The sequence below is a fragment of the Pseudomonas sp. WS 5011 genome, from assembly GCF_012985775.1.
GTDB lineage: Bacteria > Pseudomonadota > Gammaproteobacteria > Pseudomonadales > Pseudomonadaceae > Aquipseudomonas > Aquipseudomonas peli.
In genome coordinates this window covers 160693-186389 of sequence record NZ_JAAQXA010000008.1, presented here as the reverse complement: position 1 = coordinate 186389, position 25697 = coordinate 160693, and the positions used below count along the sequence as shown (strand labels likewise).

Sequence of the window (25697 nt, the reverse complement as noted above, 5' to 3'; positions counted from 1 at the left end):
CTCCTTAGCAGTCCAGTGGGTTGAGTTTTTCCGGGTTGATGCCGAACTTGACGATGGCCTCGGCCACCACCTTAGGTTCGATATCACCACGGTCGGCGAGTGCTTCCAGGGCAGCCAGCACAACCCAGTTGCGGTCCACTTCGAAGAAGTGGCGCAGCTTCTTGCGGCTGTCGCTGCGGCCGAAGCCGTCGGTGCCCAGCACCTTGAATTCCTTGCTCGGTACCCACTGGCGAATCTGTTCGGCGAACAGCTTCATGTAGTCGGTGGAGGCGATGACCGGGCCCTTGCGGCCGCTCAGGCATTCTTCCACGTAGGTCTGCTTGGGCTTCTGGCCCGGGTGCAGGCGGTTGCTGCGTTCCACGGCCAGGCCGTCGCGGCGCAGTTCGTTGAAGCTGGTCACGCTCCATACGTCTGCAGCGACGTTGAACTCGTCACGCAGGATCTTCGCCGCCTCGCGCACTTCACGCAGGATGGTGCCGGAACCGAGGAGCTGCACGTGGTGCGCGGCTTCCTTCTTGTCCTCTTCGAGCAGGTACATGCCCTTGATGATGCCTTCCTCGATACCGGCCGGCATGGCGGGCTGCTGGTAGGACTCGTTCATCACGGTGATGTAGTAGAAGACGTCCTGTTGCTGCTCGGTCATCTTCTTCATGCCGTCCTGGATGATCACCGCCAGCTCGTAGCCGTAGGTCGGATCATAGGTGCGGCAGTTGGGGATGGTCGCTGCCAGCATGTGGCTGTGGCCGTCCTCGTGCTGCAGGCCTTCGCCGTTCAGCGTGGTACGGCCGGCGGTGCCGCCGATGAGGAAACCACGGGTGCGGCTGTCGCCAGCGGCCCAGGCCAGGTCACCAATACGCTGGAAACCGAACATCGAATAGAAGATGTAGAACGGCAGCATCGGTTGGTTGTGGCTGGAGTACGAAGTACCGGCCGCAATAAACGAGCTCATCGCGCCAGCTTCGTTGATGCCTTCCTCGAGTATCTGGCCCTTCTTGTCCTCGCGGTAGAACATCACCTGGTCTTTATCCACCGGCTCATAGAGCTGGCCGACCGAGGAGTAGATACCGAGCTGGCGGAACATGCCTTCCATGCCGAAGGTACGCGCTTCGTCCGGGATGATCGGGACGATGCGCGAGCCGATGTCCTTGTCCTTGACCAGCTGCGCAAGGATGCGCACGAAAGCCATGGTGGTGGAGATTTCACGGTCGCCCGAGCCGTCGAGGATGGCCTTGAGGGTATCCAGTGGTGGCGTCGGGATGCTGAAACTCTTGGCGCGGCGCTGTGGCACGAAACCACCGAGGGCGGCGCGGCGCTCGCTCAGGTAACGGGCTTCGGCGCTGCCTTCTTCCGGCTTGAGGAACGGCAGGTTTTCCAGCTCGTCGTCTTTAACCGGGATGTCAAAGCGGTCGCGGAACTGCTTGAGGCTGTCGACATCGACCTTCTTGGTGTTGTGCGCGGTGTTCTTGGCTTCACCGGCACCGGTGCCATAACCCTTGACGGTCTTGGCCAGAATTACGGTCGGCTGCTCTTTGTGGTTGACCGCCTGGTGATAGGCCGCATAGACCTTGTACGGGTCGTGACCGCCACGGTTGAGCTTCCAGATCTCGTCGTCGGACAGATCGGCGACCATCGCCTTGAGTTCCGGCGAGTTGAAGAAGTGCTCACGGACGAACGCGCCGTCCTTGGCCTTGTAGTTCTGGTATTCGCCGTCGATGACTTCGTCCATGCGGCGCTGCAGGATGCCGTCGACGTCCTTGGCCAGCAGTGGGTCCCAGAAACGGCCCCAGACCACTTTGTTAACGTTCCAGCCACCGCCACGGAACACGCCTTCGAGTTCCTGGATGATCTTGCCGTTACCGCGTACAGGGCCGTCGAGGCGCTGCAGGTTGCAGTTGATGACGAAGATCAGGTTGTCCAGCTTCTCGCGGCCAGCCAGGGAGATCGCGCCGAGGGACTCCGGCTCGTCGCACTCGCCGTCGCCCATAAAGCACCAGACCTTCTGCTTACCGGCCGGGATAAAGCCGCGCGCTTCCAGGTACTTCATAAAGCGTGCCTGGTAGATCGCCTGAATCGGGCCCAGCCCCATGGAGACCGTCGGGAACTGCCAGAAGTCCGGCATCAGCCACGGGTGCGGATAGGACGACAGGCCTTTGCCATCGACTTCCTGACGGAAGTTGTTCATCTGGTCTTCAGTGATGCGGCCTTCCATAAAGGCGCGGGCGTAAACGCCGGGCGATGCGTGGCCCTGGAAGAAGATCAGGTCGCCGCCGTGCTCCTCGGTAGGGGCCTGGAAGAAGTAGTTGAAGCCGATGTCATACAGGGTCGCCGAGGACGCGAAGCTGGAGATGTGGCCGCCCAGGTCCGAATCTTTCAGGTTGGTGCGCATGACCATGGCTAACGCGTTCCAGCGTACCAGCGAGCGAATGCGGCGTTCCATAAACAGGTCGCCAGGCATGCGTGCTTCGTGGGTCAGCGGGATGGTGTTGCGGTAGGGCGTGGTGATCGCATACGGCAGCTGTGAACCACTGCGGGTGGCCAGCTCGCCCATACGGGTCATCAGGTAATGTGCGCGGTCTTCACCCTCGTTATCGAGGACGGACTCAAGGGCGTCCAGCCATTCCTGGGTTTCGACGGGATCGAGGTCTTGCATGGCTTGCTCCAGGGCGGAAAGGCTTCCAGAATCGGAGGCCAGGTTTCGTGGCCGACTTCGTGAGTGGCCGCGTGAATTCTTGGATTGACCGGGGGTAGGACCGGCTGCGTGTAGTTTTACTACATTCCGACGCCGATTTCAGCCTTTTGGATACAATCTTTGGTAGTAAAACTACAATTATTTTTCTGCCAGTGATTCGACCCGCTCTAGCGCTGGGTGTGCCATCCATGGTCGCTGCACTGACAGACCGCTAAAAAGGATAGACCATGAGCCTGCCCGCGCTGGCCTCTTTGCCTGCTGCCTTGTCCCCCCTCGCACTGCGTGCCGAACAGTCCCTGCAGCACGCATTTGCTGAGCTTTCCAGTGAGGCTGCAGCGGCTTTCGCAGGTTGGCCGCGCTCGCGAGTGGAGGCGTTGCAGCGTGTGGGCGCTGCCAGTGATTTCGTGGTGCAGCAGGGCATGCGCGATCCGCAGATGCTGCTCGATCTGGCCGCCAGTGGTGAACTGGAACGCAGTCTCGGGGCGGGCGAATTGCGCGGGCAATTAGCGCTGACGTTGGAGGCGTGCGCCGATGACGACGAACTGGGGCGGCGCTTGCGGCGCTACCGCAATCGTCAGCAGCTGCGCATCATCTGGCGCGATATCAGTCGCCAGGCGGATTTGATCGAAACCTGCCGCGACCTTTCCGATCTGGCCGATGCCTGTATCGATCTGGCCTATCAGTGGCTCTATCCAAGGCATTGCGCGCAGTTCGGCACGCCCATCGGCCGGCGCAGCGGCCAGGCGCAGCATATGGTCATCCTCGGCATGGGCAAGCTGGGCGCCCATGAGCTGAACCTGTCCTCGGACATCGACCTGATCTTTGGCTACCCCGAAGGCGGCGAAACCGAAGGGGTGAAGCGCCCGCTGGATAATCAGGAGTTCTTTATCCGTCTCGGTCAGAAGCTGATCAAGGCGCTGGATGTGATCACGGTGGAGGGCTTCGTCTTCCGCACCGATATGCGCCTGCGCCCTTACGGCTCCTCCGGCTCGCTGGTGTTCAGCTTTAATGCGCTGGAGCAGTACTACCAGGACCAGGGTCGCGACTGGGAACGCTACGCGATGATCAAGGCGCGGGTGGTCGGTGGTGACCAAGCCGCTGGCGCACAGCTGCTGGAGATGCTGCGGCCCTTCGTTTACCGGCGTTATCTGGATTTCTCGGCGATTGAAGCGCTGCGTGCGATGAAGCAGCTGATTCAGCAGGAAGTGCGCCGCAAGGGCATGGCTGAGAACATTAAGTTGGGCTCTGGTGGCATTCGCGAAGTGGAGTTTATCGCCCAGGCTTTCCAGCTGATTCACGGTGGTCGCGACCTTAGCCTGCAGCAGCGCTCGTTGTTTGCTGTGCTGAATACCCTGCGCGATCAGGGCTACTTGCCGCCGGCGGTGACCGATGAGCTGCGCGACGGTTACGCCTTCTTGCGTTATGCCGAGCACGCGCTGCAGGCCATCGATGACCGGCAGACGCAGATGCTCCCGGACAACGATCAGGACCGTGCGCGGGTGGCCTTTATTATGGGCTTCGACAACTGGCAGGCGTTCCACGAGCAGCTGATGCACTGGCGTGGCCGGGTTGACTGGCACTTCCGCCAGGTGATCGCCGACCCTGATGAGGAGGAAGGTGGCGAGCCGGTCGAAGAGGCCGTGGGCTGCGAGTGGTTGCCGCTCTGGGATGATGTGCAGGACGAAGAGGCCGCGTGCCGACAACTGGCCGAGGCCGGCTTTGCTGAGCCGCAATCGGCCTGGCAGCGCCTGGCTGGACTGCGCAACGGCAACCAGGTGCGCGCCATGCAGCGCCTCGGTCGCGAGCGTCTGGATGCCTTTATCCCGCGCCTGCTGGCGCAAGCGGTGGAGCATGACAATCCGGACCTGGTGCTGGAGCGCGTATTGCCGCTGATCGAAGCTGTGGCGCGGCGTTCGGCCTACCTGGTGCTGCTCACGGAAAACCCCAGCGCGCTGCAGCGCCTGCTGACCCTGTGCGCGGCCAGCCCGTGGATTGCCGAACAGATCACCCGCTTCCCGCTGCTGCTCGATGAGCTGCTTAATGAAGGGCGTCTGTTCAAGCCGCCGCTGGCGCCCGAGCTGGCCGCCGAGCTGCGTGAACGGCTGATGCGCATTCCCGAAGAGGATCTGGAGCAGCAGATGGAAGCGCTGCGCCACTTCAAGCTGGCGCACCGACTGCGCGTCGCCGCCTCGGAAATTGCCGGCACTCTGCCGCTGATGAAGGTCAGCGACTACCTGACCTGGCTGGCTGAGGCGATTCTCGATCAGGTGCTGGCCCTGGCCTGGCGCCATACGGTGAGTAAATACGGCGCGCCGCGGCGTGCCGACGGCAGCATCTGTGATCCGGATTTCGTTATCGTCGGCTACGGCAAGGTCGGCGGCATCGAGCTGGGCCATGGTTCGGACCTCGATCTGGTGTTTATCCACGACGGCGACCCGCATGCGGAAACCGATGGCGAAAAGTCCATCGACGGCGCGCAGTTCTTCAATCGCCTGGGTCAGCGCATCATTCACCTGCTGACCACCCAGACCAACTCCGGCCAGCTCTACGAGGTGGATATGCGCCTGCGGCCTTCCGGCGCTGCGGGCCTGCTGGTCAGCTCGCTGGGTGCCTTCGAGCGCTACCAGCAGGGCGAGGCCTGGACCTGGGAGCATCAGGCGCTGGTGCGGGCACGGGTGCTGGTCGGCTGTGCGCGGGTTAGCAAGGCCTTTGAGGCGGTGCGCGCCGGCGTGCTGGGGCGTGAGCGCGACCTGGCCACCCTGCGCACCGAGGTTAGCGAGATGCGCGCGAAGATGCGCGACAACCTCGGCAGCAAGGCCACGGCGGCCGGCACCGCGGCGAATGCCTTCGAGGCCACCGCGCCGTTCGACCTCAAGCAGGACGCCGGAGGTATCGTCGATATTGAATTTATGGTGCAATACGCGGCCCTGGCCTGGTCGCGCCAGTACCCGGAATTGCTTGAGTTCACTGACAATATTCGCATTCTGGAAGGGCTGGAGCGGGTCGGCTTGCTACCGGGCGAAGATGCCCGCTTGCTGCAGGATATCTACAAGGCCTACCGCTCGGCGGCCCACCGCCAGGCCCTGCAAAAGCAACCTGGGGTGGTCAGCGGGGATCAGTTCGCCGAAGAGCGGCGCACGGTGATGCGCATCTGGCAGGAACTGGGTTTGAGCTGAATTTGAGGATGTCGGACACCCAGTGTGGCCGGCCAATGTTGTACCAATCGAGTTTGAGGAGCAGGCAACTATGTCGATGGCCGATCGTGATGGCGTGATCTGGTATGACGGCGAGCTGGTGCCGTGGCGCAACGCGACCACCCACGTGCTGACCCATACCCTGCACTACGGCATGGGCGTGTTTGAAGGTGTGCGCGCCTACAACACCCCGCAAGGCACGGCGATTTTCCGCCTGCAAGCGCACACCGACCGCCTGTTCGACTCGGCCCACATCATGGGCATGAAGATTCCCTTCTCCAAAGACGAGATCAACGAAGCCACCCGCGCTGCCGTGCGTGAGAACAACCTGGAAAGCGCCTATATCCGCCCAATGGTGTTCTACGGATCTGAAGCCATGGGCCTGCGCGCCAGTGGCCTGAAAACCCAGGTGATCGTCGCAGCCTGGAGCTGGGGCGCCTATATGGGCGACGAAGCCCTGCAGGTCGGCATCAAGGTGCGTACCAGCTCCTTCACCCGCCACCACGTCAACATCTCGATGACCCGCGCCAAAGCCAACGGCAACTACATCAACTCGATGCTGGCGCTGCAGGAAGCCATCTCCGGTGGTGCCGACGAAGCCATGCTGCTGGATACCGAAGGCTATGTGGCCGAGGGTTCGGGCGAGAACATCTTCCTGGTGCGTAACGGCGTGATCTATACCCCGGAAGTCACTTCCTGCCTGAACGGTATTACCCGTAATACCATTCTGACCCTGGCAGCCGAGCATGGCCTGGAAGTGGTCGAGAAGCGTATCACCCGCGATGAGGTGTATATCGCCGATGAAGCCTTCTTTACCGGCACCGCTGCCGAAGTCACGCCGATTCGTGAAGTCGATGGCCGGCAGATTGGCGCAGGCCGTCGCGGGCCGATCACCGAGAAGCTGCAAACCGCCTATTTCGACATGGTGACCGGTAAAACCGATGCCCACGCCGAGTGGCGCACCCTGGTTAAATAAGCCGCTCGCGTATGCCGGATGGGGCTCCACCGGCGATGCAGGCTAGGTTGATAGTCGAGCGTTGAGTCTGTCCGGGAGGCGAAAGCCTCCTTGGTCGTTTCTGGAAGTGGCATGAAAATACTGATCGTAGGCCCCAGCTGGGTGGGCGACATGGTGATGGCGCAGACGCTGTTTCAGTGTCTGCAACAGCGCCACCCCGGCTGTGCAATCGATGTACTGGCCCCCGAGTGGAGCCGGCCGATTCTCGAACGCATGCCCGAAGTGCGTCAGGCCCTGAGCTTTCCGCTCGGCCATGGCGTGCTCGAACTGGCGACCCGGCGCAAGATCGGCAAGTCCCTGGCCGGCCAGTATGACCAGGCGATTCTGCTGCCCAACTCGCTGAAGTCCGCGCTGGTGCCGTTTTTCGCCGGTATCCCCAAGCGCACCGGCTGGAAGGGTGAGCTGCGCTACGGCCTGCTCAACGATATCCGCACGTTGGATAAAGAGCGCTACCCGCTGATGATCGAGCGCTTTATGGCGCTGGCCTTCGAGCCGGGTGCGGAGCTGGCGCAGCCTTATCCACGCCCAGCCTTGCAGATCGATGCACAGAGCCGCGACGCCGCCTTGGCCAAGTTCGGCCTGAGCATGGATCGCTCGGTATTGGCGCTGTGTCCCGGGGCTGAGTTCGGTGAAGCCAAGCGCTGGCCGAGCGAGCATTACGCCAAGGTTGCCGAGCTGAAAATCCGCGCCGGCTGGCAGGTGTGGATATTCGGTTCGAAGAACGATCACCCGGTTGGCGAGGACATTCGCAGCAGGCTGATTCCCGGCCTGCGCGAGGAGGCGGTGAACCTGGCCGGCGAAACCAGCCTTGCCGAAGCCATCGATTTGCTGTCTTGCGCCGGCGCTGTGGTGTCCAACGACTCTGGCCTGATGCATGTGGCTGCGGCGCTGAATCGTCCGCTGGTAGCGGTCTACGGCTCGACCTCGCCTGGCTTTACCCCGCCGCTGGCCGAGCAGGTGGAAATCGTCCGCCTAGGGCTGGAATGCAGCCCCTGCTTCGACCGTACTTGCCGTTTTGGCCATTACAACTGCCTGGGCCAGCTCAAGCCGCGCCCGGTGATCGAGGCGCTGGATCGCCTGGTCGGCGACCCTGTCGAGGTTGAATAGCTTGCGGGTACTGTTGATCAAAACCTCCTCGCTGGGCGATGTGGTGCACACCTTGCCGGCGCTCACCGATGCTGCGCGGGCGATTCCCGGCATCCAGTTTGATTGGGTAGTGGAGGAGGGTTTTGCCGAGATTCCCGCCTGGCACCCAGCCGTGGCACAGGTTATCCCGGTGGCGATTCGCCGCTGGCGCAAACACCTCTGGCAGACCCTGAAAAATGGCGAGTGGAAGCGCTTTAAGCAGCGGCTTGGCGAAACCAAGTACGACCTTGTCATCGATGCCCAGGGGCTGCTGAAAAGCGCCTGGCTAACCCGTTACGTCAAGGCGCCAATCGCTGGCCTGGATCGCGATTCCGCGCGCGAGCCGCTGGCCAGTCGCTTCTATGATCACGCCTATGCCGTGCCGCGCGAGCAGCATGCCCTTGAGCGCACCCGCCAGTTATTCGCCCAGGCGCTGGGCTATGCGCTGCCAGCTGGCGTCGGCGACTACGGCCTGAACCGCATGCAGCTGGCCGACTCCGTATCGCAGCCTTACTTGCTGTTTCTGCACGGCACCACCTGGCCAAGCAAGCATTGGCCGGAGGCCGATTGGCGTGCGCTGGCCGAGCAGATGAGCGCTCAGGGGTGGGCGGTGCGCCTGCCCTGGGGCAATGAAGCCGAGAAGGCACGCGCCGAACGGATCGCTGCTGGCATTGAAAACGCTGCGGTGTTGCCCAAATTAAATCTTGCAGGTGTGGCCAAGGTCATCGCTGGGGCCAGCGCCTGCGTGGCGGTGGATACCGGGCTGGGCCACCTGGCCGCTGCGCTGGATGTGCCCAGTATTTCCCTGTACGGGCCGACCCTGCCGGGGCGCGTCGGTGCCTATGGTCGTGGTCAGGTGCACCTGTGCGCGACGGGGCCGAATGCGGGCTCGGGTGATCGACACAAAGCCTGTTTCGACGGTCTGGATGCGGAGCGTGTCGCCACACAATTGCAGGCCCTGTTGCTGGCCGAGGACGTTGTCTGATGCAGCTCGCGTTTATCCTCTACAAATACTTCCCCTTCGGTGGCCTGCAGCGCGACTTTATGCGCATCGCCCTGGAGTGCCAGGCGCGCGGTCATGCCGTTCGCGTCTACACACCGATCTGGGAAGGCGAAGTGCCGGCGGGCTTCGAGGTGGTGGTGGTGCCGGTCAAGGCGCTGTTCAACCACAAACGCAATGAAAAGCTCACTGCCTGGGTCGAGGCCGACCTGGCCAAGCGCCCGGTGGATCGGGTGATCGGCTTTAACAAGATGCCCGGCCTAGACGTCTACTACGCCGCCGATGGTTGCTATGAAGACAAGGCGCAGACCCTGCGCAACCCGCTGTACAAGCGCTGGGGCCGTTACAAGCACTTCGCCGATTACGAGCGGGCGGTGTTTGCCCCTGAATCGAAAACCGAGATTCTGATGATCTCCGAAGTGCAGCAACCGCTGTTTATCAAGCATTACCACACCCCGCTGCAGCGCTTTCACCTGCTGCCGCCGGGCATCGCTGCAGACCGCCGCGCGCCGGCCAATGCCGCTGAGATTCGCGCCGAGTTTCGTGCTGAATTCAAGCTGTCGGATAGCGACCTGCTGCTGGTGCAGATCGGCTCCGGCTTCAAGACCAAGGGTCTGGATCGCAGCCTCAAAGCCCTGGCCGCCTTGCCGCGTGAGCTGAAGCAACGCACCCGACTGATCGCCATCGGTCAGGACGATCCGCGCTCGTTCCAGCTGCAGGCCAAGGCGCTGGGTGTGTCCGATCAGGTGCAGATTCTCAAGGGGCGCAGCGATATTCCGCGTTTCCTGCTGGGTGCCGATCTGCTGATCCACCCGGCCTACAACGAGAACACCGGCACCGTGCTGCTGGAGGCGCTGGTCTCCGGCCTGCCGGTGCTGGTAACGGACGTGTGCGGCTATGCCCACTACATCGCCGAGGCGGATGCCGGGCGGGTGCTGAGTGGGCCGTTCGAGCAGGAGCGGCTTAATCATCTGCTCGCCGATATGCTTGCCGACGATGCGCGTCGTGCCTTCTGGGGGCGCAACGGTTTGGCTTATGCCGACAGCGCCGATCTGTATTCCATGCCGCAACACGCGGCCGACATCATTCTGGCGAAGCGTCCATGAAACTGGTACTGGCTGAACCCTTTAGAAGCCTGTGGGCCGGCCGCGATGCCTTCGTCGCCGTCGAGGCTTTGCAGGGGCAGGTCTATCGCGAGTTGGAAGGCCGCCGCACGCTGCGCACTGAAGTCGACGGGCGCGGTTACTTCGTCAAGATCCACCGCGGCATCGGTTGGGGCGAGATCGTCAAAAACCTGCTCACTGCAAAACTGCCAGTGCTCGGTGCGCGCCAGGAGTGGCAAGCCATTCAGCGCCTGACCGACGTCGGCGTGGCGACCATGACCGCCGTGGCCTACGGCGAGCGCGGCAGCAACCCGGCGGCGCAGCATTCGTTTATCGTCACCGAAGAACTGGCGCCGACCACCGACCTCGAACAACTCAGCCTGAACTGGGCACAGCAACCGCCCGAGCCACGGCTGAAGTGGGCGTTGATCAAAGAAGTGGCGAACATGGTTGGCAGCATGCACCGCGCCGGGGTCAACCACCGTGACTGCTACATCTGCCATTTTCTGCTGCACACCGATAAGCCGGTAACCGCGGACGATTTCCGCCTGTCAGTGATCGACCTGCACCGCGCCCAAGTCCGCAATCAGCTGCCCTTGCGCTGGCGCAACAAGGACCTGGCCGCGCTGTATTTCTCCGTACTGGATATCGGTCTGACTCAACGCGACAAGCTGCGTTTTCTGCGCGCTTATTTCGCTGCACTGAAGGGGCCGCAGCCGTTGCGACAGATCCTGGGCGAAGAGGCGCGGCTGCTGACCTGGCTGGAAACCAAGGCGCAGCGCCTGCTAGAGCGTTACGTCCGTAAATATGCGCCGGGGGCCGTGCAATGAGTGAGTGGCGGATAACCGAGCATTGTCCCGCTGCGTTGCGCGATGAACTGGCCGATCTGCAGCGGGTGTTTGCCCTTAAGGGGCAGCGGCTGACCCGCGACCCGCTGTCGGAAGTGGTACGTATCGAGCGTGATGGCGTGTGCTATTACGTCAAACGCTACTGGGGCGCGGGCAAGGGGGTGCGCCGTTATATCGGTCGGCCAAGGGTCAAGGCTGAGTGGCAGAACCTCAAGTATTTTGCCAAGTGGGGCATCCCCACTGCATCTATCGTGGCCTATGGTCTGGAACGCAAGGCTGGATCCTTCGTGCGTGGCGCGCTGATCACCCGCGAGTTGCCCCGTACCGAGGATATGGCGCTGTTGGCGCGGCGTAAGGACGAGCGCCTTGCCGACCGGGGATGGGTCGAGCAGGTCAGTGTGCAACTGGCCCGCGCCACTCGCACCCTGCACGATCACCACTTCACCCATAACGATTTGAAATGGCGCAATCTGCTGGTCAACGACCGGGCGGAGCTGTTCTTTATCGATTGCCCGACCGGAGCGTTCTGGTGGGGGCCGTTGCTCCGCTACCGCATGATCAAGGACCTTGCTTGCCTGGATAAAGTGGCCAAACACCACCTGAGCCGTACTCAGCGACTGCGCTTTTATCTGCAGTACCGTGGTCGCGAGCGCCTGAGTGCTGCGGATAAGCGCAAGGTGCGCCGCATCGTCAAATTCTTCGAGGGGCGGGAATGAGTGATTTTATCGCGGCCGAGGATCGTGCCGCTCTCGAACGTGAGGGGCTGGCCAGCTTTGAGGCGCTGTGGGCCTTGCAGCTGGAGGCGGTCGATGAACCCAATACCGAACGCGGCGGCTGGAGCAGTGTGTATCGCCTGGAGCTGGGCGGTGCGGCCTTCTACCTCAAGCGCCAGAGCAACCACCTGACCCGCAGTTTGCTGCATCCTTTTGGCGAGCCGACCTTCGCTCGCGAGTTTCGCAATATCCAGGCGTATCGTCGGCTGGGTATCCCGGCGTTGCAGGCGGCCTTCTTCGCTGAGCGACGTTTCCCCGGCGAGCGGCGCGCCATCCTGCTGACTCGCGCACTGGACGGCTGGCACGATCTCGAACATTGGCTGCAGGGCTGGAGTTCTGCACCTAGCGCTACTCGCCAGACCATCCTGCGCGCCTGCGGCGAACTGGCGCGGCAGCTGCACGGTGCAGGGCAGATGCACGGTTGTTTCTACCCCAAGCATATTTTCCTCAAGGCGGACGGCGCGGGTTTTGCCGCGCAGCTGATCGACCTGGAAAAGACCCGCCCACTGTTGTTCGGTCAGCGTGACCGGATCAAGGATCTGGAGCCGTTGTTGCGTCGTGCCAGCGTCTGGACCGAGGCCGAGGTGCGCGAGTTGCTGCTGTCCTACCTGGGGGCTGCGGGCGACTTGGAGGGCTGGTGGCAGCAGCTGGGCGCGCGCCGGCGGCATAAGGAGGCGCATTGATGGATCTTGCCCAGCTGGCCCAGGCCGGTCGCGCTCCGGCACTGCCGCTGCGTCTCGAACTGGCGGGCGAAGTGCTGGAGCTGCAGCGCTTGTTGCGCGTGCTGCCGGATCAACGCTACGTCGCGCTTGCGCTGTGGCGCGGACGGCCGGTGCTAGCCAAGTTGCTGGTTGGCGGCAAGGCCGAGCGGCATTTTCAGCGCGAGCTTCAGGGTGCACACCTTCTTGCTGGGCAAGGTTTGCAAACCCCCGAGCTGTTGGCTCAGGGCTGGCAGGCAGGTGAAGGCGGTTGGCTGTTGTTCGACTACCTCGATGATGCGCAAAGCCTGTGGGATACCTGGCGAGCTGTGGAGGGCCAGCCGCTGCTGAGTGCGGCGCAGCAGGCTGTGCTCGGCGAGGCCCTGACCGTGATCGCACAGATGCACGCCAGCGGCCTGTGGCAGTCCGATCTGCACTTGGACAACCTGTTGCGTCATGCCGGTAGTGTGTCGATTATCGATGGCGGCGGGGTGTGCGTCGAAGTCGCCGGCAAGCCGTTGTCGCGGACGCGGGTGCTGGAGAACCTCGGTATGTTCTTCGCCCAGCTGCCTGCTGACGTGCAGCCCTTTGTTGAAGAGTTGCTGGTGCACTACCTGCTGGCCAATGGCGAGCACGCGCTGCCACTGGAAGCGCTGCTGGCTGAGGTGGCCAAGGTCAGGCGCTGGCGTCTGCGCGACTATATGAAGAAGATTGCCCGCGATTGCAGCCTGTTCAGTGCCCGGGTTGGCGCGTTCGGTTTGCGCGTAGTGCGCCGTGAGTGTGCCGCTGAGCTTGCGCCCTTGCTCGATCAGCCCGACGCTCTGCTCGCGGAAGGGCGGGCCTTGAAATTAGGCGGCTCCGCCACGGTGGCTCTGGTCCACCAGGCCGATCGTGAACTGGTGGTCAAGCGCTACAACGTGAAAAACCTCGGCCACTGGCTGAAACGTTTCTGGCGGCCCAGTCGCGCCTGGCACAGCTGGGTCGAGGGCAATCGTCTGCAGCTGCTGGGCATCGTCACGCCACAGCCACTGGCCGTGCTGGAGCGGCGCTGGTGCTGGTTACGTGGGCGCGCCTACCTGATTACCGAATACTGCGGCGGGCAGGATATAATCGCGCGCTTTCAGCCATACCAAGATGGAACACCCCCGGAAACCGAGCTGTTGGCGCTGGATCGTTTGTTCGCTGCCTTGTTGCGTGAACGCATCAGCCATGGCGATTTCAAGGGGCATAATCTGTTTTGGGATGAAAGTCTGGGTCGTTGGTCGCTAATCGATCTCGACGCCATGCAGCAGCACCGCAGTGCGCGTAGTTTCGCCAAGGCCTATGCCCGCGACCGCGCCCGCTTTCTGCGTAACTGGCCCGCCGACTCGGCGCTGCACCAGTTGCTCAACCAACGTATACCGCTGACGCCCGCCGTCGGCTCAGCAGACTAGAAGAGGCAAAACCAGTGGCACTGACCATTCTCGGCCTGTCCGGCGCCCTCAGCCATGACCCTTCCGCCGCCCTATATATCGACGGCAAGCTGATCGCGGCCGCCGAAGAAGAGCGCTTTGTGCGCGACAAGCACGCGAAGAACCGCATGCCCTACGAATCGGCCAAGTTCTGCCTGGAGCAAGCCGGGATCAAACCGAGTGATGTTGATGTGGTGGCCATTCCTTTCGCCCCCATCAGCATCTTCAGCGAAGCACGCTGGAAGTATGCCAAGCGCTACTGGTACGCCCCGGATCGTGCGCTGGACGCCATCCTCATGGGTAACCGCCGCTATAAGCGTTACTACAAACACATTCAATGGTGCCTGCAGCAACTCGGCTTCGACCTGAAAAAGATCAAGATCGAGCCTGTCGAGCACCACCTGGCACATGCCGCCAGCGCATACCACTGCTCGGGCTTTACCGAGAAAACCGCGATTCTCGGCATCGACGGCAAGGGTGAGTACGCCACCACCTTCTTCGGCTACGGCGAGAACGGCAAGATTCACAAAATCAAAGAGTTCTATGACCCGGACTCTTTGGGTGGCCTGTACGGCGCGATCACCGAATTCCTCGGCTTCGAGATGCTCGATGGCGAGTTCAAGGTCATGGGCATGGCACCTTATGGCGATGCCAGTAAGTACGATTTCTCGCGTTTGGCCAAGTTCGAGAACGGCGAGTTGATCATCAATACCGAGTACGCCAACGTCATTGGTCTGCGTCGTTATAAAGAGAACGGTAAGGGCTTCTACTTCTCCAAGAAACTGATCGAGTGGCTGGGGCCCAAGCGTCATGGCGATATCGCTGATGACCCTTACATCCACTACGCGGCCAGCATGCAAGCACTGTTCGAGAAACTGGCGCTGCAGATGATGGAGCACTACCTCGGTGACATCATCCGCGAAACCGGCAAGATCGCCTTTGCCGGCGGTTGCGCGCTGAACGTCAAGTTGAATCAGAAGATCATTGCCCGCGACGACGTGAAAGAGTTGTTCGTACAACCCGCTTCCGGCGATGCCGGTACAGCTGTCGGCGCTGCCGCCTATGTATCGCACCAGCGCGGCGTGCCGGTGGAAAAGATGGAGCACGTCTACCTCGGCCCGTCCTACAGCAACGAAGATGTGATCGCCGCCTGTGCTCGTCACCCGAGCAAGCCGGTGTTCAAACAGATCGACAACATGCCGCAGCGCATCGCCAAGATCATGGTCGACGCCAACCCAGTGGCCTGGTTCCAGGGGCGTATGGAGTTTGGTCCGCGCGCCCTCGGTGGTCGTTCTATCATCGGCTGCCCGAGCGTGCCGGGCGTGGCCGACCGTATCAACGAACAGATCAAGTTCCGCGAGCGCTGGAGGCCGTTCTGCCCGTCGATGCTCGACACCGTTGGTCCGCAGATGCTCAAGGTTGATCACCCGAGCCCGTTCATGACCTTCACCTTTGAAGTCAACGACGAGTGGAAGACCCGTGTAAGCGAAGTGGTGCACGAAGACGGCACCTCACGTGCTCAGGTGCTCAAACGCGAATACAACCCGCGCTATTACGACATGATGCTGGAGCTAGAAAAACTCACCGGCAACGGCGTGTCGTTGAACACCTCGCTGAACCGCCGTGGTGAGCCGATGATCTGCTCGCCGACCGATGCGCTGAACATGTTCTACGGCTCCGACCTGCAGTACCTGATCATGGAAGACATCCTGGTGGTCAAGGACGGCAAGGATTGGTATGACAACGTCTGAGGTGCAGATCAGCGTCGTCATTCCCGCATACAACTATGGGGAGACCTTGCCTAGGGCTGCTGAGTCTGTACTGCGTCAATTAGATGAGCATGCCGAGTTGATCATTATCGATGATGGCTCGACCGACAATACAGCAGTTGTAATGGCGGCTCTTGAACAAGCATACCCTGGTCGGTTTCGAGCTATTCGTCAGGTCAATGCGGGATTGGCTGCGGTCCGGAACCGCGGCATTGATGAGGCTCGCGGCGCTTATCTGGTATTTCTCGATGCTGATGATGAAATGGTCGACGGGGCGTTGGCATTGTTGCTCAGGCATATCGCTGAAAACCCTGATAGCAGGTTGATCATTGGCGGGCATATTTCTGTATACGCGAATGGGCGGCGTAAAGAGCATGCTCCCGATCCTTTACCTGCTACGGCAATAGCGCGGGTTAAAGGGTATTTGTTGGAAAAGACTTTGGGTGTGTCGAATGGCGCTTGTGCCATGCATCGTGAGGTTTTCGGGCTCGGCCGCTATCCGGAGCGTTTCCGCAATGCCGAAGATATTCCAGTATTCGCTCAGGTTTTCGCTGCCTATCCTTGCACTTTGTTGCATAGCCCTCTGGCCCTTATTTACAAACACGACGACAGCCTGCGGCACAACCTGAGTTATGGCATGCAGATCGGGGAGCAACTGATCGGGGAAGTGTTCGACAGTGGCCGTTTACCTGCCGCGATGCAGGTATTGAAGAAGCCGTTTACTGCGCAGCGCTATTTGTCCTTGTTCCGGACGTTCGTGACGGCGGGGGAAAACCAAAAGGCTCGCGAGTTTTATCGGCAGGCATTGAAAGCTGACTGGCGAGCCGTGCTACGTTGGTCCTACACCCGTAAAGCCATCAAGCTATGGCTCGGAGGGGAGTGATGGGCGACGACATGCAGCGTAAACCCTTGAGGTACTACTGGCAGGTCGAAGTACTGGATGGGATAGACAAAAAATTTTCCTGGGTGCGGCTCTGGCGCCGTATACGGCGTAATCGGCCGGCTCATTTTCTTTTTTGGTTTCGATTGGCCGAACATCTGTCTTGGCAGCGTAATCGGATGTTCAAGTCCCTCGCCAAGGGGATCAACAATCGACTGATACAACGTCACGGTATTGAAATAATGCTCGGCGCGGAAATCGCTGAAGGCTTACGCTTAAGCCATATGCAGGGAATTGTTATTTTTCGCACTGTGCGTATTGGGCGAAACTTTACTATTCGGCAGAACACAACGATTGGTACGGACTTTAAAAGTGATGCGTTATTGATAATTGGGGATAACGTTGATGTGGGGGCCAATAGCTGCATTATCGGCAGTAATATCCACATTGGTGACAATGTCACCTTGGGCGCCATGAGTTTCGTCAATAAAAGTATCCCTGCTAATCAAGTTTATATCACCGAGAAACAATGCAGGCTTATCCAAAAGTCAATTTAATATTTAAACTTTGAAATAATTAGCAGGATTTTTCTGTGCAAAAGGCCAAGAATTTCTTACTAGGATGGATTGTTAAATCGCCGGCGCTCGTAACATTCGTCAGCAGCTTGGTGTTGTCGTTGATTGCTGTTGCAGGTGTGGTGACCGTTGGTAAAGACGCGGCTTTTTATCTCGATATAGCACAACAAACGAGCGAGCATGGTATTGCTGTCGCACAGGCGCAATTCAATTGGCCGTGGTTCATCTTGCTGCTCGCTGGTACGCATAAGTACCTGGGAGTCCCGCTGGAGTTGGCGGCCTACCTGTGGTGCGCGGTATTTATGGCTGGAACTTGCGCGTTGTTGGTCGATAACGTTCGCCGTCGCGTTCCGGCAGCCGCTTGGTGGGCCAGTCTGGTCGTACTGGCGATGCCAGCGTTCAATGAGTTTCGTGGTGATATTCTGCGGGAATTCGGTTTCTGGTTTTTCAGCGTCTTGACCTTCTGGTTTGCCCTGCGTTGGCAGGTGGCAGGCGGGTGGTGGCGTGCGCTGAGCCTGTTTCCGGCGATTTTGTGCGCAGCCCTATTTCGTCTAGAGGCGTTGTTATTGCTACCGGCGCTCGCCCTTTGGCAGTTGCCTAGTTTGCTGTGCAAGGAAAAGCGTGCTCGGGCTGCGCAACTTTATGCGTTATTGGTTTTGCTAGCTGGCATCGCTGGCTTGGGGCTGCTGCTGCTTGTTGAAGTCTTTGCTTTACCGGTCTCACGCCTAGTTTATTACGCCAATTTGCTCAACCCTTCACACCTGCTCCAGTCCTTTAGTGTTTTTGCCGAACAGCTCGGCGACAGCATGACCTACAAGTATTCGCGGGATGATGCTGGGACGATTATCTTTTTTGGCATGCTTGCTACGTTACTGATCAAATTCGGTACTTTGCTCGGTCCGTTCGCGTTGCTGTTGTTAGACCGCGTTACTTGGAAACAACTGTTCCTTTCCGCACGCCATTTTCCTTTATTCGCATGGGCGGCACTGCTCTATCTGCTGGTACTGATGGTGTTCTTTATTCAGGAACAGTTCACCATTTCTCGTTATGGCAGCTTTCTGAACTTGCTAGTGGTGCCCCACGTTGCGTTGTTGCTCTACCTTTTCGCTCAGCGTCATCCGCGCTTGGTGAAAGGTTTAGTCGTTGTAGCATTGCTGGTGATGCTGGCGAACGTTGTTTCTCTTGGGGCGAAGAAAACGCACTACATTGAGGCGGGCCAGTGGTTGTCGCAGAACGTCGCGTCCGATTCGTCGATTTATTATGATGACCCACGAATTGCCTACTATGCGGGGCGGGGCTATCCGATCAGTCCACCTCTGGAACGGGCGCTGGCCGACCCAGACGCGTTCCGCTACTTGTTGATCGAAGCCGATGGCGATGAGCCTTGGTTGTTGGCGTGGCTGCAGCAACATGAGTTGCGTGTTCTGGCACGTTTTGCCAATCGTAAGGACGATGCAGTGCTGGTGATCGGTAATTGATTCGTTGTGAGTGACTGATTACGGGCCTTTCGAGGCCCGTTTGCATGTGTGGACGTTGGTTATTCTAGGTCGTTTAGGTTGAATGATTGGCCGCTGGCTACATGGTAGGCGCTGGCGAAGCGTTTGTTGCCATTAGAGCGTAGCCATTCGCGATCTTTGCTGTCGCGCAGCATATGACGGAAATTACGCAATCGCTGGGCAGGACTGAGTGGCTTGCGCTGCTGTTTGAGGTCTGCGATGTCGATTAGACCCAGTATGCCGCTCGGTGTAAGAACCACGTTGCCTAGGTGAAGCGAGCGGAAATAGATGCCCTTTGCGTGAAGTTGGGCAATGAACTGGGCCAGCTTTTCAAGCAGATCCGATGGCATGTCTTGGCTGTCGCGCAGTTGGCGCAGTGTCTGCCCAGGAAGTGGTCGATAGTGAACTAGATCACGCTTGAGCCAGGGCAATCGATACACGCTAATGATCTGCGGGCAAGGAATTCCCAGTTGCTGCAGGCTTTGCGCGTTGTCGGCAAAGCGCTGTGCGTATGGCCAAATCAGGGCCGAGGAAAGTAATCGCTTGCGGCGAAACAACTTGAGGAAATTGCCATCTTTGAGGCGCAGAACCTTGTCGCCAAAGCTATCAGCCTCTAGAACTTGAGCGCCTGCACGCATCTGTTGGTAGTGCTCGGGGGCAAGGGTTTGCATAAAGCATCTCGTGTGGTTGGGAGGCCATCTTAACCGACTGTGCTTTCTCGGTCGCCAGAGGTGCCATGCTACAATTCGAGTCTTTTGAAGCTTGGGCCATTTCATGAGCGATGCTGCGCAAAAACCTCCTTCCAGTTTAGCGATTTATCTGCGCCTACTGAGCTACGTGAAACCCTATGTCGGGCTCTTCATGATCAGTATCGTTGGCTTTGCTATCTTTTCTTCGACCCAACCGATGCTCGGCTACATGCTGAAATTTTTCGTAGATGGGTTGTCCAATCCCGATGCTAGTTTGTTTGCTGAGGTGCCTTGGTTGTCTGAGGTGCCTTGGTTGGCAAATTTACGTTTACTGCAAGCGGTGCCAATGCTGATTGTTCTAATCGCTATCTGGCAGGGCATTGGTTCGTTCTTGGGTAACTACTTTTTAGCGCGTGTTTCTTTGGGTTTGGTGCATGATTTGCGGGTGGCCTTGTTCAATAACCTGTTGATCTTGCCAAACAGCTATTTTGATAAGCACAACTCAGGGCACTTGATTTCGCGTATCACCTTCAACGTTACCATGGTTACTGGTGCTGCCACAGATGCCATCAAAGTGGTAATCCGTGAGGGGATGACCGTAATTTTCTTATTTGCCACGTTGTTGTGGATGAACTGGAAATTAACCTTGGTGATGGTTGCCATATTACCCGTAATTGGCTTGATGGTTAGCAGTTCGAGCCGTAAGTTTCGTAAACAGAGCAAGAAAATTCAGGTCGCCATGGGGGATGTTACCCATGTGGCCTCTGAAACTATTCAAGGCTATCGAGTGGTGCGCAGCTTTGGTGGCGAGGCCTATGAGCAAAGGCGTTTTCTTGATTCCAGCTTAAGCAACAATGATAAGCAGCTGCGCATGACGAAGACTGCTGCGGTTTATACGCCAATGCTGCAAATGGTCATATTTACCGCCATGGCAGTCTTGATGTTTCTGGTTTTGTTGATGCGCGGTGATGCTTCGGCAGGTGATTTGATCGCGTATATCACCCTGGCAGGTATGTTACCCAAGCCGATTCGCCAATTGTCTGAAGTGAGTTCCACTGTTCAGAAAGGGGTTGCGGGTGCCGAAAGTATTTTCGAACAGCTTGATGAACCGGTTGAAGTGGATACAGGAAGTATCGAGCGTGAGCGTGTCGAGGGCCGCTTAGATGTCAGCAACCTTTCTTTCCGCTACCCAGGCTGTGAACAGAACGTATTAGACAATATCAGCTTCAGCGTAGAGTCTGGACAGATGGTTGCTCTGGTCGGCCGTTCCGGCAGCGGTAAATCGACATTGGCGGGCCTGATTCCACGTTTTTACCCGCATGTTGAAGGGCGTGTTCTTCTTGATGGCGTTGATGTGCAAGATTATCGTCTGCGCAATCTGCGGCGTCATATTGCATTGGTTACCCAGCAGGTCACACTATTCAACGATACGATTGCCAACAATATTGCATATGGTGATCTTTCAGGCGCGCCGTTGGCAGATATTCGGCGAGCCGCTGAGGCAGCTTATGCTGACGAGTTTATTTCTCGTATGCCGGACGGCTACCAGACGCTAGTTGGTGAAAATGGTGTGTTGCTGTCTGGCGGCCAGCGCCAGCGTTTGGCTATTGCTCGTGCATTGCTTAAAAACTCGCCGCTGTTGATCCTCGATGAGGCCACGTCTGCACTCGACACTGAGTCTGAACGACATATTCAGGGTGCTCTGGACGAGGTCATGAAAGGGCGTACTACCCTGGTCATTGCTCACCGTCTAAGCACTATCGAGAAGGCTGATCTTATTCTCGTGATGGATCAGGGGCATATTGTCGAGCGTGGTACGCACAGCGAGCTGCTGGCGCTGAATGGCTACTATGCACGGTTGCATGCTCGGGACTTTGTTGAGGCTGATGATGTTAGCGTGGGGCCGAACACCTGATGCTTAACCATCTGCGTGTCTGGCGTGAGCGTGGCTGGACGTCGATTGATGCGGCTGCTTATGCCGAAGCCTGGCAGCATTTCGGTGGCAGTGTTGCCACTCATCCGCAGGTGCTGGAGCGGTTGTCTGACCTGGCGGGGATTGCTGTACGCTACTTGGGCTGGTTTTCGGGCGGGGAGTTGCAGGCGGCGATTCCGACCTGGGGGCGGCATCTGGCGTTGTCCAAGGATGTGCTCAAACAGCAGGGTAAACGCGGTCTGTTCGACCTCGGTAATGCGGAATTGATTCTTCCGGCAGCGCCTTCAGCCAATGTCTCGCTGCGCCACCGTGGTCGTTACATCTCCATGCTCAATGCCGGTGCGATCAGCACCCTGCGTGAGCAGCCCCAGGGTCTAGCCTTTGCGCGCGAGCCTGAGGAATACAGCAAGAAATTCCGCTACAACCAGCGTCGCGAGCAGCGTTTGCTGGAAGAGGCCGGCGGAGTGATTCGGTCGGTGCTGGAGCTTTCCGCTGCCGAGCAGGCACTGATTTATGCCGATCTGTTTCAGCGTCGCTGGGGTTTTGAAGCCACCGGTAAGGCGTGTTTGGCCGAGGTATTCAGCCTGATGCGCGACTTTATGACCGGCTCACTGATTTACCTGAACGACCAGCCAGTGGCGATTCAAGTGCTGTACCGTGTCGAGGCGCCGCAGTGGGTCAGTCTGGAATACATCAACGGCGGGGTTGATCCGCAAAATCGCGAGTTCAGCCCTGGCAGCGTGCTGAGCTTTATCAATACGCAGACCGCCTGGAGTGAAGCTCGCGCGCTGGGCAAGCCGTTGCGCTATTCCTTCGGCCGGGCTGACCGCGAATACAAAGACCGCTGGTGCAACCGCGTCGCGGTTTATCAGGTTTGATCATGTCGGCTCGTAAACAGATCCTGCTCATGCGCCATCGCCATCGCCGGCACAAGCGCATCGCGTTGCTGTTGGCCCTTGCTGGGTTGGCGCTCGTCGGCGTACTGGTCGCCTGGTGGTGGGTGCCGGTCCTCCTATTGCTCGGCTGGGTCGCCCATGAGGCTTGGTTTGCCGATCACCTGTTCTATTCGCCCAGCGATGACTACAGCTACGCCTTTGCCGAGCCGACCCGTACCGTTAATGGTCGCATTGATGCCGGTTACTTGAGGTTAGAAGGTGACGTGGCGGCAGATACCCTGGTTCTGCAGGTGCACATAAAAGCCAGTTGGCTGGGTCGTTGGTTCGATCCTTATGTGCTGATGGGCAACGACCGTCAGGACTTTGAGCGGGGCGTGAAGGGGCGGCGCTACCTGAATCTGTCTGGTCAGGGCGAATTATTGGCGCAGGGCAAGTTGTCGCTGCGTGGCCGGTTTTGCCGCCTGGATCCGCATGTCACGCTCCATGCGCAGCTCAATCCGGACTACGCCGAGCCGCGTTTGATGATTGTCGCGCCGCACGCCTACGACGCCGAACTGGCCGCGTTTGGCCTATACAGCCGGGCGCGTGAGGTCAGCATCCTGACCCTCACGCAGGGCGAAATTGAAGCTGAGTCCTACCAAAAACTGGGGCTGGAGCAAGCGGCTGCTGCGCAGCTCAAGGGCCGTTTGCGCGCCTGGGACAGCCTGGCGGTACCGCTGTGGGGCGGTGTGCCGCAAAGCCAGTGCCTGCAGCTTGGCTACTACTGCCTGCAGTTGCCGGCGATGCAGGCGCAGCCTGAGCAAGCGTTTGGTTCGCGGGAGTCCGGCGAAACGGATATTCGTAGCGTGCGTGCGAACAATGCTTTGTCGCTGCCCGGTGATGCCGATGGTGTGCCCAGTTGGCGCAATCTGCTGGCTGATCTGGTGGCTGCGCTTGAGCACTACCAGCCCGAGGTTGTCGTCACCCCGCACCCGCAATTGGACCCGCACAGCGACCATGTTGCCAGCACCCAAGCGCTGTTAGAAGCGATTGAGCTTAGTAGCTGGAAGCCGAAAACGCTGCTGCTGTACGCCAACCACCTGCACGATAACGACCGCTGGCCGATGGGGCCGGCGGGTTTTGGCATCGCGTTGCCGCCGGCCATTGAGGCGCTACCGGCTGATGGGCTGTGGAGCCCTTGCCTGGATGCCGCGCAACAACTGGATAAAGCCATGGCGCTGGCCATGCAGCACGATTTACAAGGCCCGTTGCCGCTTAAACGGCGTATCCGCCGCTGGATTCAGCATGTGTTGGTTGGGCGGCGCTGGCCCGCTACCGGTGCAGACGAATTCTTCCGCAAGGCGGTGCGCCGCCATGAACTGTTCTGGGTGCGCACGCTCGGCGGTTAGCCAGCGCAGTGGCCTGCCAATGTTATGATCACGGCAATCTGTTCTGCCGTTTCTGGAGTGTTTATGAAAGTGTCCATGCCGCGTTTCGACCAGGCCGCCGTTCTGGTGGTGGGCGATGTCATGCTCGATCGTTATTGGCATGGCGGCACTTCGCGGATTTCGCCGGAAGCGCCGGTGCCTGTGGTCAAGGTCGAGCAGATCGAAGACCGTCCGGGCGGCGCGGCCAACGTCGCGCTGAACATCGCCGCCCTCGGCGCACCGGCCACCTTGATCGGCGTGACCGGTGGGGATGAAGCCGCCGCAAGCCTGCGCAACAGCCTACAGGCGGTTGGCGTAAAGACCTTCTTCCAGACGATCAAAGACCAGCCGACTATCGTCAAATTGCGCGTGATGAGCCGTCATCAGCAGTTGCTGCGCATGGACTTCGAAGAGCCGTTCCGCACAGACTGCGCCGCCTTGGCTGCGAGCGTCGAAGCGCAACTGGACGGCATCAAAGTGCTGATTCTCTCGGACTACGGCAAAGGCGCGCTGCAGAACCATCAGGCATTGGTGCAACTGGCGCGTAGCAAAGGCATTGCCGTGCTGGCTGATCCCAAGGGTAAAGACTTCTCCATCTACCGTGGCGCCAGCCTGATCACGCCGAACCTGCACGAATTCGAAACCATAGTCGGCCACTGCCGTGATGAGGCCGAGCTGGTGGCCAAGGGCGCGACCCTGATGGCAGAACTGGAACTGGGCGCGTTGCTGGTGACCCGTGGTGAGCATGGCATGACCTTGCTACGCCCAGAGCATCCGGCACTGCACCTGCCGGCGCGTGCCCGTGAAGTGTTCGATGTGACCGGTGCGGGCGATACGGTGATTTCTATCCTGGCCGCCAGTCTGGCAGCGGGCGAGGAACTGCCGAATGCGGTGGCGCTGGCCAATCTGGCTGCCGGTATTGTAGTCGGTAAGCTGGGTACTGCGGCGATTAGCGCGCCGGAGCTGCGCCGCGCAATCCAGCGTGATGCCGGCTCCGAGCGCGGTGTGCTGAGCCTCGATCAGCTGTTGCTGGCCATCGAAGACGCTCGCGCCCATGGCGAGAAGATTGTCTTCACCAATGGCTGCTTCGACATCCTGCATGCCGGGCATGTCACCTATCTGGAACAGGCCCGCGCGCAAGGTGATCGTCTGGTGTTGGCGGTGAATGACGACGCGTCGGTCAGCCGCCTGAAGGGGCCGGGTCGGCCGATCAACGCCGTGGACCGCCGCATGGCCGTGCTGGCGGGGCTGGGCGCGGTGGATTGGGTGGTGAGCTTCAGCGAAGACACCCCGGAAAGCCTACTGCGCGCGGTCAAGCCGGATGTGTTGGTCAAGGGCGGTGATTACGGTATTGAGGGCGTGGTGGGCGGCGATATGGTGCGGGCCTATGGCGGCGAAGTACGGGTACTGGGGCTGGTAGAGAACAGCTCTACCACCGCGATTGTTGAAAAGATCCGTCAGAAGGACTGAGGTATGTTTGATCGGCTGTATCTATTACTGCGCAATTTGGCCTATAAAAATCGACGTAAGATCAAAGCCGGTAACTTTATCGAGCTTCCCCAAAGTGCTGAATATTTGATGAAGAAAGTTACCATCAAGCTGGGTGGCCGCAATAACCGATTAATTATCGGAGATGGGGTGGAAATCAGTCACTGCGAAATTCGTATTGATGGAGAGAATAACCTCGTCGAAATTGGTGCTCGCACGCGTTTTAGCTCAGGGAAAATTTATCTTCGCCATACATCTGGTCAGCATATCTGCATCGGTGTTGATACCACTGTGGAAGGCGCTTATCTGCTGATTGACGAAGCCGCGAGCATCGACATTGGTAATGACTGCATGCTTTCCACGGACATCCTTATCCGTACTGGCGATAAGCATTCGATCATCGATGTAGAAAGCGGCAAACGTATCAACCCTTCGCGTGATGTATTTATCGCGGATCGGGTTTGGATTGGGCGTGATGTACAGATTCTCAAAGGGACGGTACTTCACCAAGAAACGGTTGTGGGAGCATGCTCACTCGTTTCTAAAGCTTTCGATGAGGGTAATTGTGTGATTGCTGGTGTGCCAGCAAAGATTGTAAAGAGAGGTGTTCGCTGGGACCGTCAGCTCATATAACTAAAAGAGAAACGCGTCTTGTGACGTTTTTGATGC

20 protein-coding genes are annotated in these 25697 nt (G+C 59.2%); 18 read left to right on the top strand and 2 right to left on the bottom strand.

Features of this window, described 5'->3' with window-relative positions; all coding sequences use genetic code 11:
- Positions 1–4: 4 nt before the first annotated feature.
- A complete protein-coding gene (gene aceE / locus HBN63_RS11330) occupies positions 5–2650 on the bottom strand; it encodes a pyruvate dehydrogenase (acetyl-transferring), homodimeric type (RefSeq protein WP_170049487.1) in 2646 nt (881 codons plus the stop codon).
- A gap of 266 nt (positions 2651–2916) precedes the next feature.
- Here aceE and glnE point away from each other — a divergent pair, with 266 nt between their 5' ends.
- From glnE to HBN63_RS11265, 13 genes are all read left to right on the top strand, one after another.
- Positions 2917–5865 carry a bifunctional [glutamate--ammonia ligase]-adenylyl-L-tyrosine phosphorylase/[glutamate--ammonia-ligase] adenylyltransferase gene (gene glnE / locus HBN63_RS11325; RefSeq protein ID WP_170049486.1) on the top strand — a complete coding sequence of 983 codons (2949 nt, stop codon included), beginning with the start codon at positions 2917–2919 and terminating at the stop codon, positions 5863–5865.
- Between the two features lie 70 nt (positions 5866–5935).
- Positions 5936–6859, top strand: a complete 924-nt coding sequence (locus tag HBN63_RS11320; protein ID WP_170049485.1) for a branched-chain amino acid transaminase — start codon at positions 5936–5938, stop codon at positions 6857–6859.
- A 111-nt stretch (positions 6860–6970) separates the two neighbouring features.
- Entirely contained in the window at positions 6971–8005 is a 1035-nt protein-coding gene (gene waaF, locus HBN63_RS11315; protein WP_170049484.1) for a lipopolysaccharide heptosyltransferase II, read from the top strand.
- Between the two features lies 1 nt (position 8006).
- Positions 8007–9008, top strand: coding sequence for a lipopolysaccharide heptosyltransferase I (waaC, locus tag HBN63_RS11310; protein WP_170049483.1), 1002 nt, complete (start codon positions 8007–8009; stop codon positions 9006–9008).
- Positions 9008–10129: a glycosyltransferase family 4 protein gene (locus tag HBN63_RS11305; RefSeq protein WP_170049482.1), complete on the top strand. Its 1122-nt coding sequence runs from the start codon at positions 9008–9010 to the stop codon at positions 10127–10129. Before waaC ends, HBN63_RS11305 begins: the two co-directional genes overlap by 1 nt.
- Positions 10126–10956, top strand: coding sequence for a lipopolysaccharide core heptose(I) kinase RfaP (gene rfaP, locus HBN63_RS11300; RefSeq protein WP_170049481.1), 831 nt, complete (start codon positions 10126–10128; stop codon positions 10954–10956). The genes HBN63_RS11305 and rfaP overlap by 4 nt, the downstream gene beginning before the upstream one ends.
- Positions 10953–11690 (top strand): lipopolysaccharide kinase InaA family protein, encoded by a 738-nt coding sequence (locus HBN63_RS11295; RefSeq protein WP_170049480.1) that lies wholly within the window; start codon positions 10953–10955, stop codon positions 11688–11690. Before rfaP ends, HBN63_RS11295 begins: the two co-directional genes overlap by 4 nt.
- The gene (locus tag HBN63_RS11290) at positions 11687–12430 is read left to right on the top strand and encodes a lipopolysaccharide kinase InaA family protein (RefSeq protein WP_170049479.1); all 744 of its coding nucleotides are present in this window, start codon (positions 11687–11689) and stop codon (positions 12428–12430) included. Before HBN63_RS11295 ends, HBN63_RS11290 begins: the two co-directional genes overlap by 4 nt.
- A complete protein-coding gene (locus HBN63_RS11285) occupies positions 12430–13878 on the top strand; it encodes a lipopolysaccharide kinase InaA family protein (protein WP_170049478.1) in 1449 nt (482 codons plus the stop codon). Before HBN63_RS11290 ends, HBN63_RS11285 begins: the two co-directional genes overlap by 1 nt.
- A 14-nt stretch (positions 13879–13892) precedes the next feature.
- A complete protein-coding gene (locus tag HBN63_RS11280; protein WP_170049477.1) occupies positions 13893–15647 on the top strand; it encodes a carbamoyltransferase in 1755 nt (584 codons plus the stop codon).
- Positions 15634–16548 (top strand): glycosyltransferase family A protein, encoded by a 915-nt coding sequence (locus tag HBN63_RS11275; protein WP_170049476.1) that lies wholly within the window; start codon positions 15634–15636, stop codon positions 16546–16548. The genes HBN63_RS11280 and HBN63_RS11275 overlap by 14 nt, the downstream gene beginning before the upstream one ends.
- Positions 16548–17102 carry a serine acetyltransferase gene (locus tag HBN63_RS11270; protein WP_223181872.1) on the top strand — a complete coding sequence of 185 codons (555 nt, stop codon included), beginning with the start codon at positions 16548–16550 and terminating at the stop codon, positions 17100–17102. The genes HBN63_RS11275 and HBN63_RS11270 overlap by 1 nt, the downstream gene beginning before the upstream one ends.
- Before the next feature lie 35 nt (positions 17103–17137).
- Positions 17138–18598, top strand: coding sequence for a hypothetical protein (locus tag HBN63_RS11265; RefSeq protein WP_345940480.1), 1461 nt, complete (start codon positions 17138–17140; stop codon positions 18596–18598).
- A 59-nt stretch (positions 18599–18657) separates the two neighbouring features.
- Here HBN63_RS11265 and HBN63_RS11260 read toward each other — a convergent pair whose 3' ends face one another.
- Complete coding sequence (locus HBN63_RS11260; protein ID WP_170049475.1) at positions 18658–19287, bottom strand: phosphotransferase; 630 nt, start codon at positions 19285–19287, stop codon at positions 18658–18660.
- Between the two features lie 103 nt (positions 19288–19390).
- On the opposite strand from HBN63_RS11260, the gene msbA reads away from it, so the two are divergent.
- The 5 genes from msbA to HBN63_RS11235 all read left to right on the top strand — a co-directional run bounded on the left by msbA (position 19391) and on the right by HBN63_RS11235 (position 25661).
- On the top strand, positions 19391–21220 hold the full coding sequence (gene msbA / locus HBN63_RS11255; RefSeq protein ID WP_170049474.1) for a lipid A export permease/ATP-binding protein MsbA: 1830 nt from the start codon (positions 19391–19393) through the stop codon (positions 21218–21220).
- Positions 21220–22116: a GNAT family N-acetyltransferase gene (locus HBN63_RS11250; RefSeq protein ID WP_170049473.1), complete on the top strand. Its 897-nt coding sequence runs from the start codon at positions 21220–21222 to the stop codon at positions 22114–22116. The genes msbA and HBN63_RS11250 overlap by 1 nt, the downstream gene beginning before the upstream one ends.
- A 2-nt stretch (positions 22117–22118) precedes the next feature.
- Positions 22119–23522 (top strand): PIG-L family deacetylase, encoded by a 1404-nt coding sequence (locus tag HBN63_RS11245; RefSeq protein ID WP_170049472.1) that lies wholly within the window; start codon positions 22119–22121, stop codon positions 23520–23522.
- Positions 23523–23585: 63 nt separating this feature from the next.
- On the top strand, positions 23586–25010 hold the full coding sequence (hldE, locus tag HBN63_RS11240; protein WP_170049471.1) for a bifunctional D-glycero-beta-D-manno-heptose-7-phosphate kinase/D-glycero-beta-D-manno-heptose 1-phosphate adenylyltransferase HldE: 1425 nt from the start codon (positions 23586–23588) through the stop codon (positions 25008–25010).
- A gap of 3 nt (positions 25011–25013) precedes the next feature.
- Positions 25014–25661 carry an acyltransferase gene (locus tag HBN63_RS11235; protein WP_170049470.1) on the top strand — a complete coding sequence of 216 codons (648 nt, stop codon included), beginning with the start codon at positions 25014–25016 and terminating at the stop codon, positions 25659–25661.
- The last annotated feature ends 36 nt before the right edge of the window (positions 25662–25697 follow it).

Bases quoted from the DNA above. Each gene is read 5' to 3' on its own strand.
- msbA (WP_170049474.1), top strand. From the start codon at position 19,391: ATGAGCGATGCTGCGCAAAAACCTCCTTCCAGTTTAGCGATTTATCTG.
- hldE (WP_170049471.1), top strand. From the start codon at position 23,586: ATGAAAGTGTCCATGCCGCGTTTCGACCAGGCCGCCGTTCTGGTGGTG.
- HBN63_RS11235 (WP_170049470.1), top strand. From the start codon at position 25,014: ATGTTTGATCGGCTGTATCTATTACTGCGCAATTTGGCCTATAAAAAT.
- HBN63_RS11260 (WP_170049475.1), bottom strand. From the start codon at position 19,287: ATGCAAACCCTTGCCCCCGAGCACTACCAACAGATGCGTGCAGGCGCT.
- waaF (WP_170049484.1), top strand. From the start codon at position 6,971: ATGAAAATACTGATCGTAGGCCCCAGCTGGGTGGGCGACATGGTGATG.
- HBN63_RS11305 (WP_170049482.1), top strand. From the start codon at position 9,008: ATGCAGCTCGCGTTTATCCTCTACAAATACTTCCCCTTCGGTGGCCTG.
- HBN63_RS11250 (WP_170049473.1), top strand. From the start codon at position 21,220: ATGCTTAACCATCTGCGTGTCTGGCGTGAGCGTGGCTGGACGTCGATT.
- aceE (WP_170049487.1), bottom strand. From the start codon at position 2,650: ATGCAAGACCTCGATCCCGTCGAAACCCAGGAATGGCTGGACGCCCTT.
- HBN63_RS11270 (WP_223181872.1), top strand. From the start codon at position 16,548: ATGGGCGACGACATGCAGCGTAAACCCTTGAGGTACTACTGGCAGGTC.
- HBN63_RS11320 (WP_170049485.1), top strand. From the start codon at position 5,936: ATGTCGATGGCCGATCGTGATGGCGTGATCTGGTATGACGGCGAGCTG.
- HBN63_RS11275 (WP_170049476.1), top strand. From the start codon at position 15,634: ATGACAACGTCTGAGGTGCAGATCAGCGTCGTCATTCCCGCATACAAC.
- HBN63_RS11245 (WP_170049472.1), top strand. From the start codon at position 22,119: ATGTCGGCTCGTAAACAGATCCTGCTCATGCGCCATCGCCATCGCCGG.
- HBN63_RS11290 (WP_170049479.1), top strand. From the start codon at position 11,687: ATGAGTGATTTTATCGCGGCCGAGGATCGTGCCGCTCTCGAACGTGAG.
- glnE (WP_170049486.1), top strand. From the start codon at position 2,917: ATGAGCCTGCCCGCGCTGGCCTCTTTGCCTGCTGCCTTGTCCCCCCTC.
- HBN63_RS11295 (WP_170049480.1), top strand. From the start codon at position 10,953: ATGAGTGAGTGGCGGATAACCGAGCATTGTCCCGCTGCGTTGCGCGAT.
- HBN63_RS11285 (WP_170049478.1), top strand. From the start codon at position 12,430: ATGGATCTTGCCCAGCTGGCCCAGGCCGGTCGCGCTCCGGCACTGCCG.
- rfaP (WP_170049481.1), top strand. From the start codon at position 10,126: ATGAAACTGGTACTGGCTGAACCCTTTAGAAGCCTGTGGGCCGGCCGC.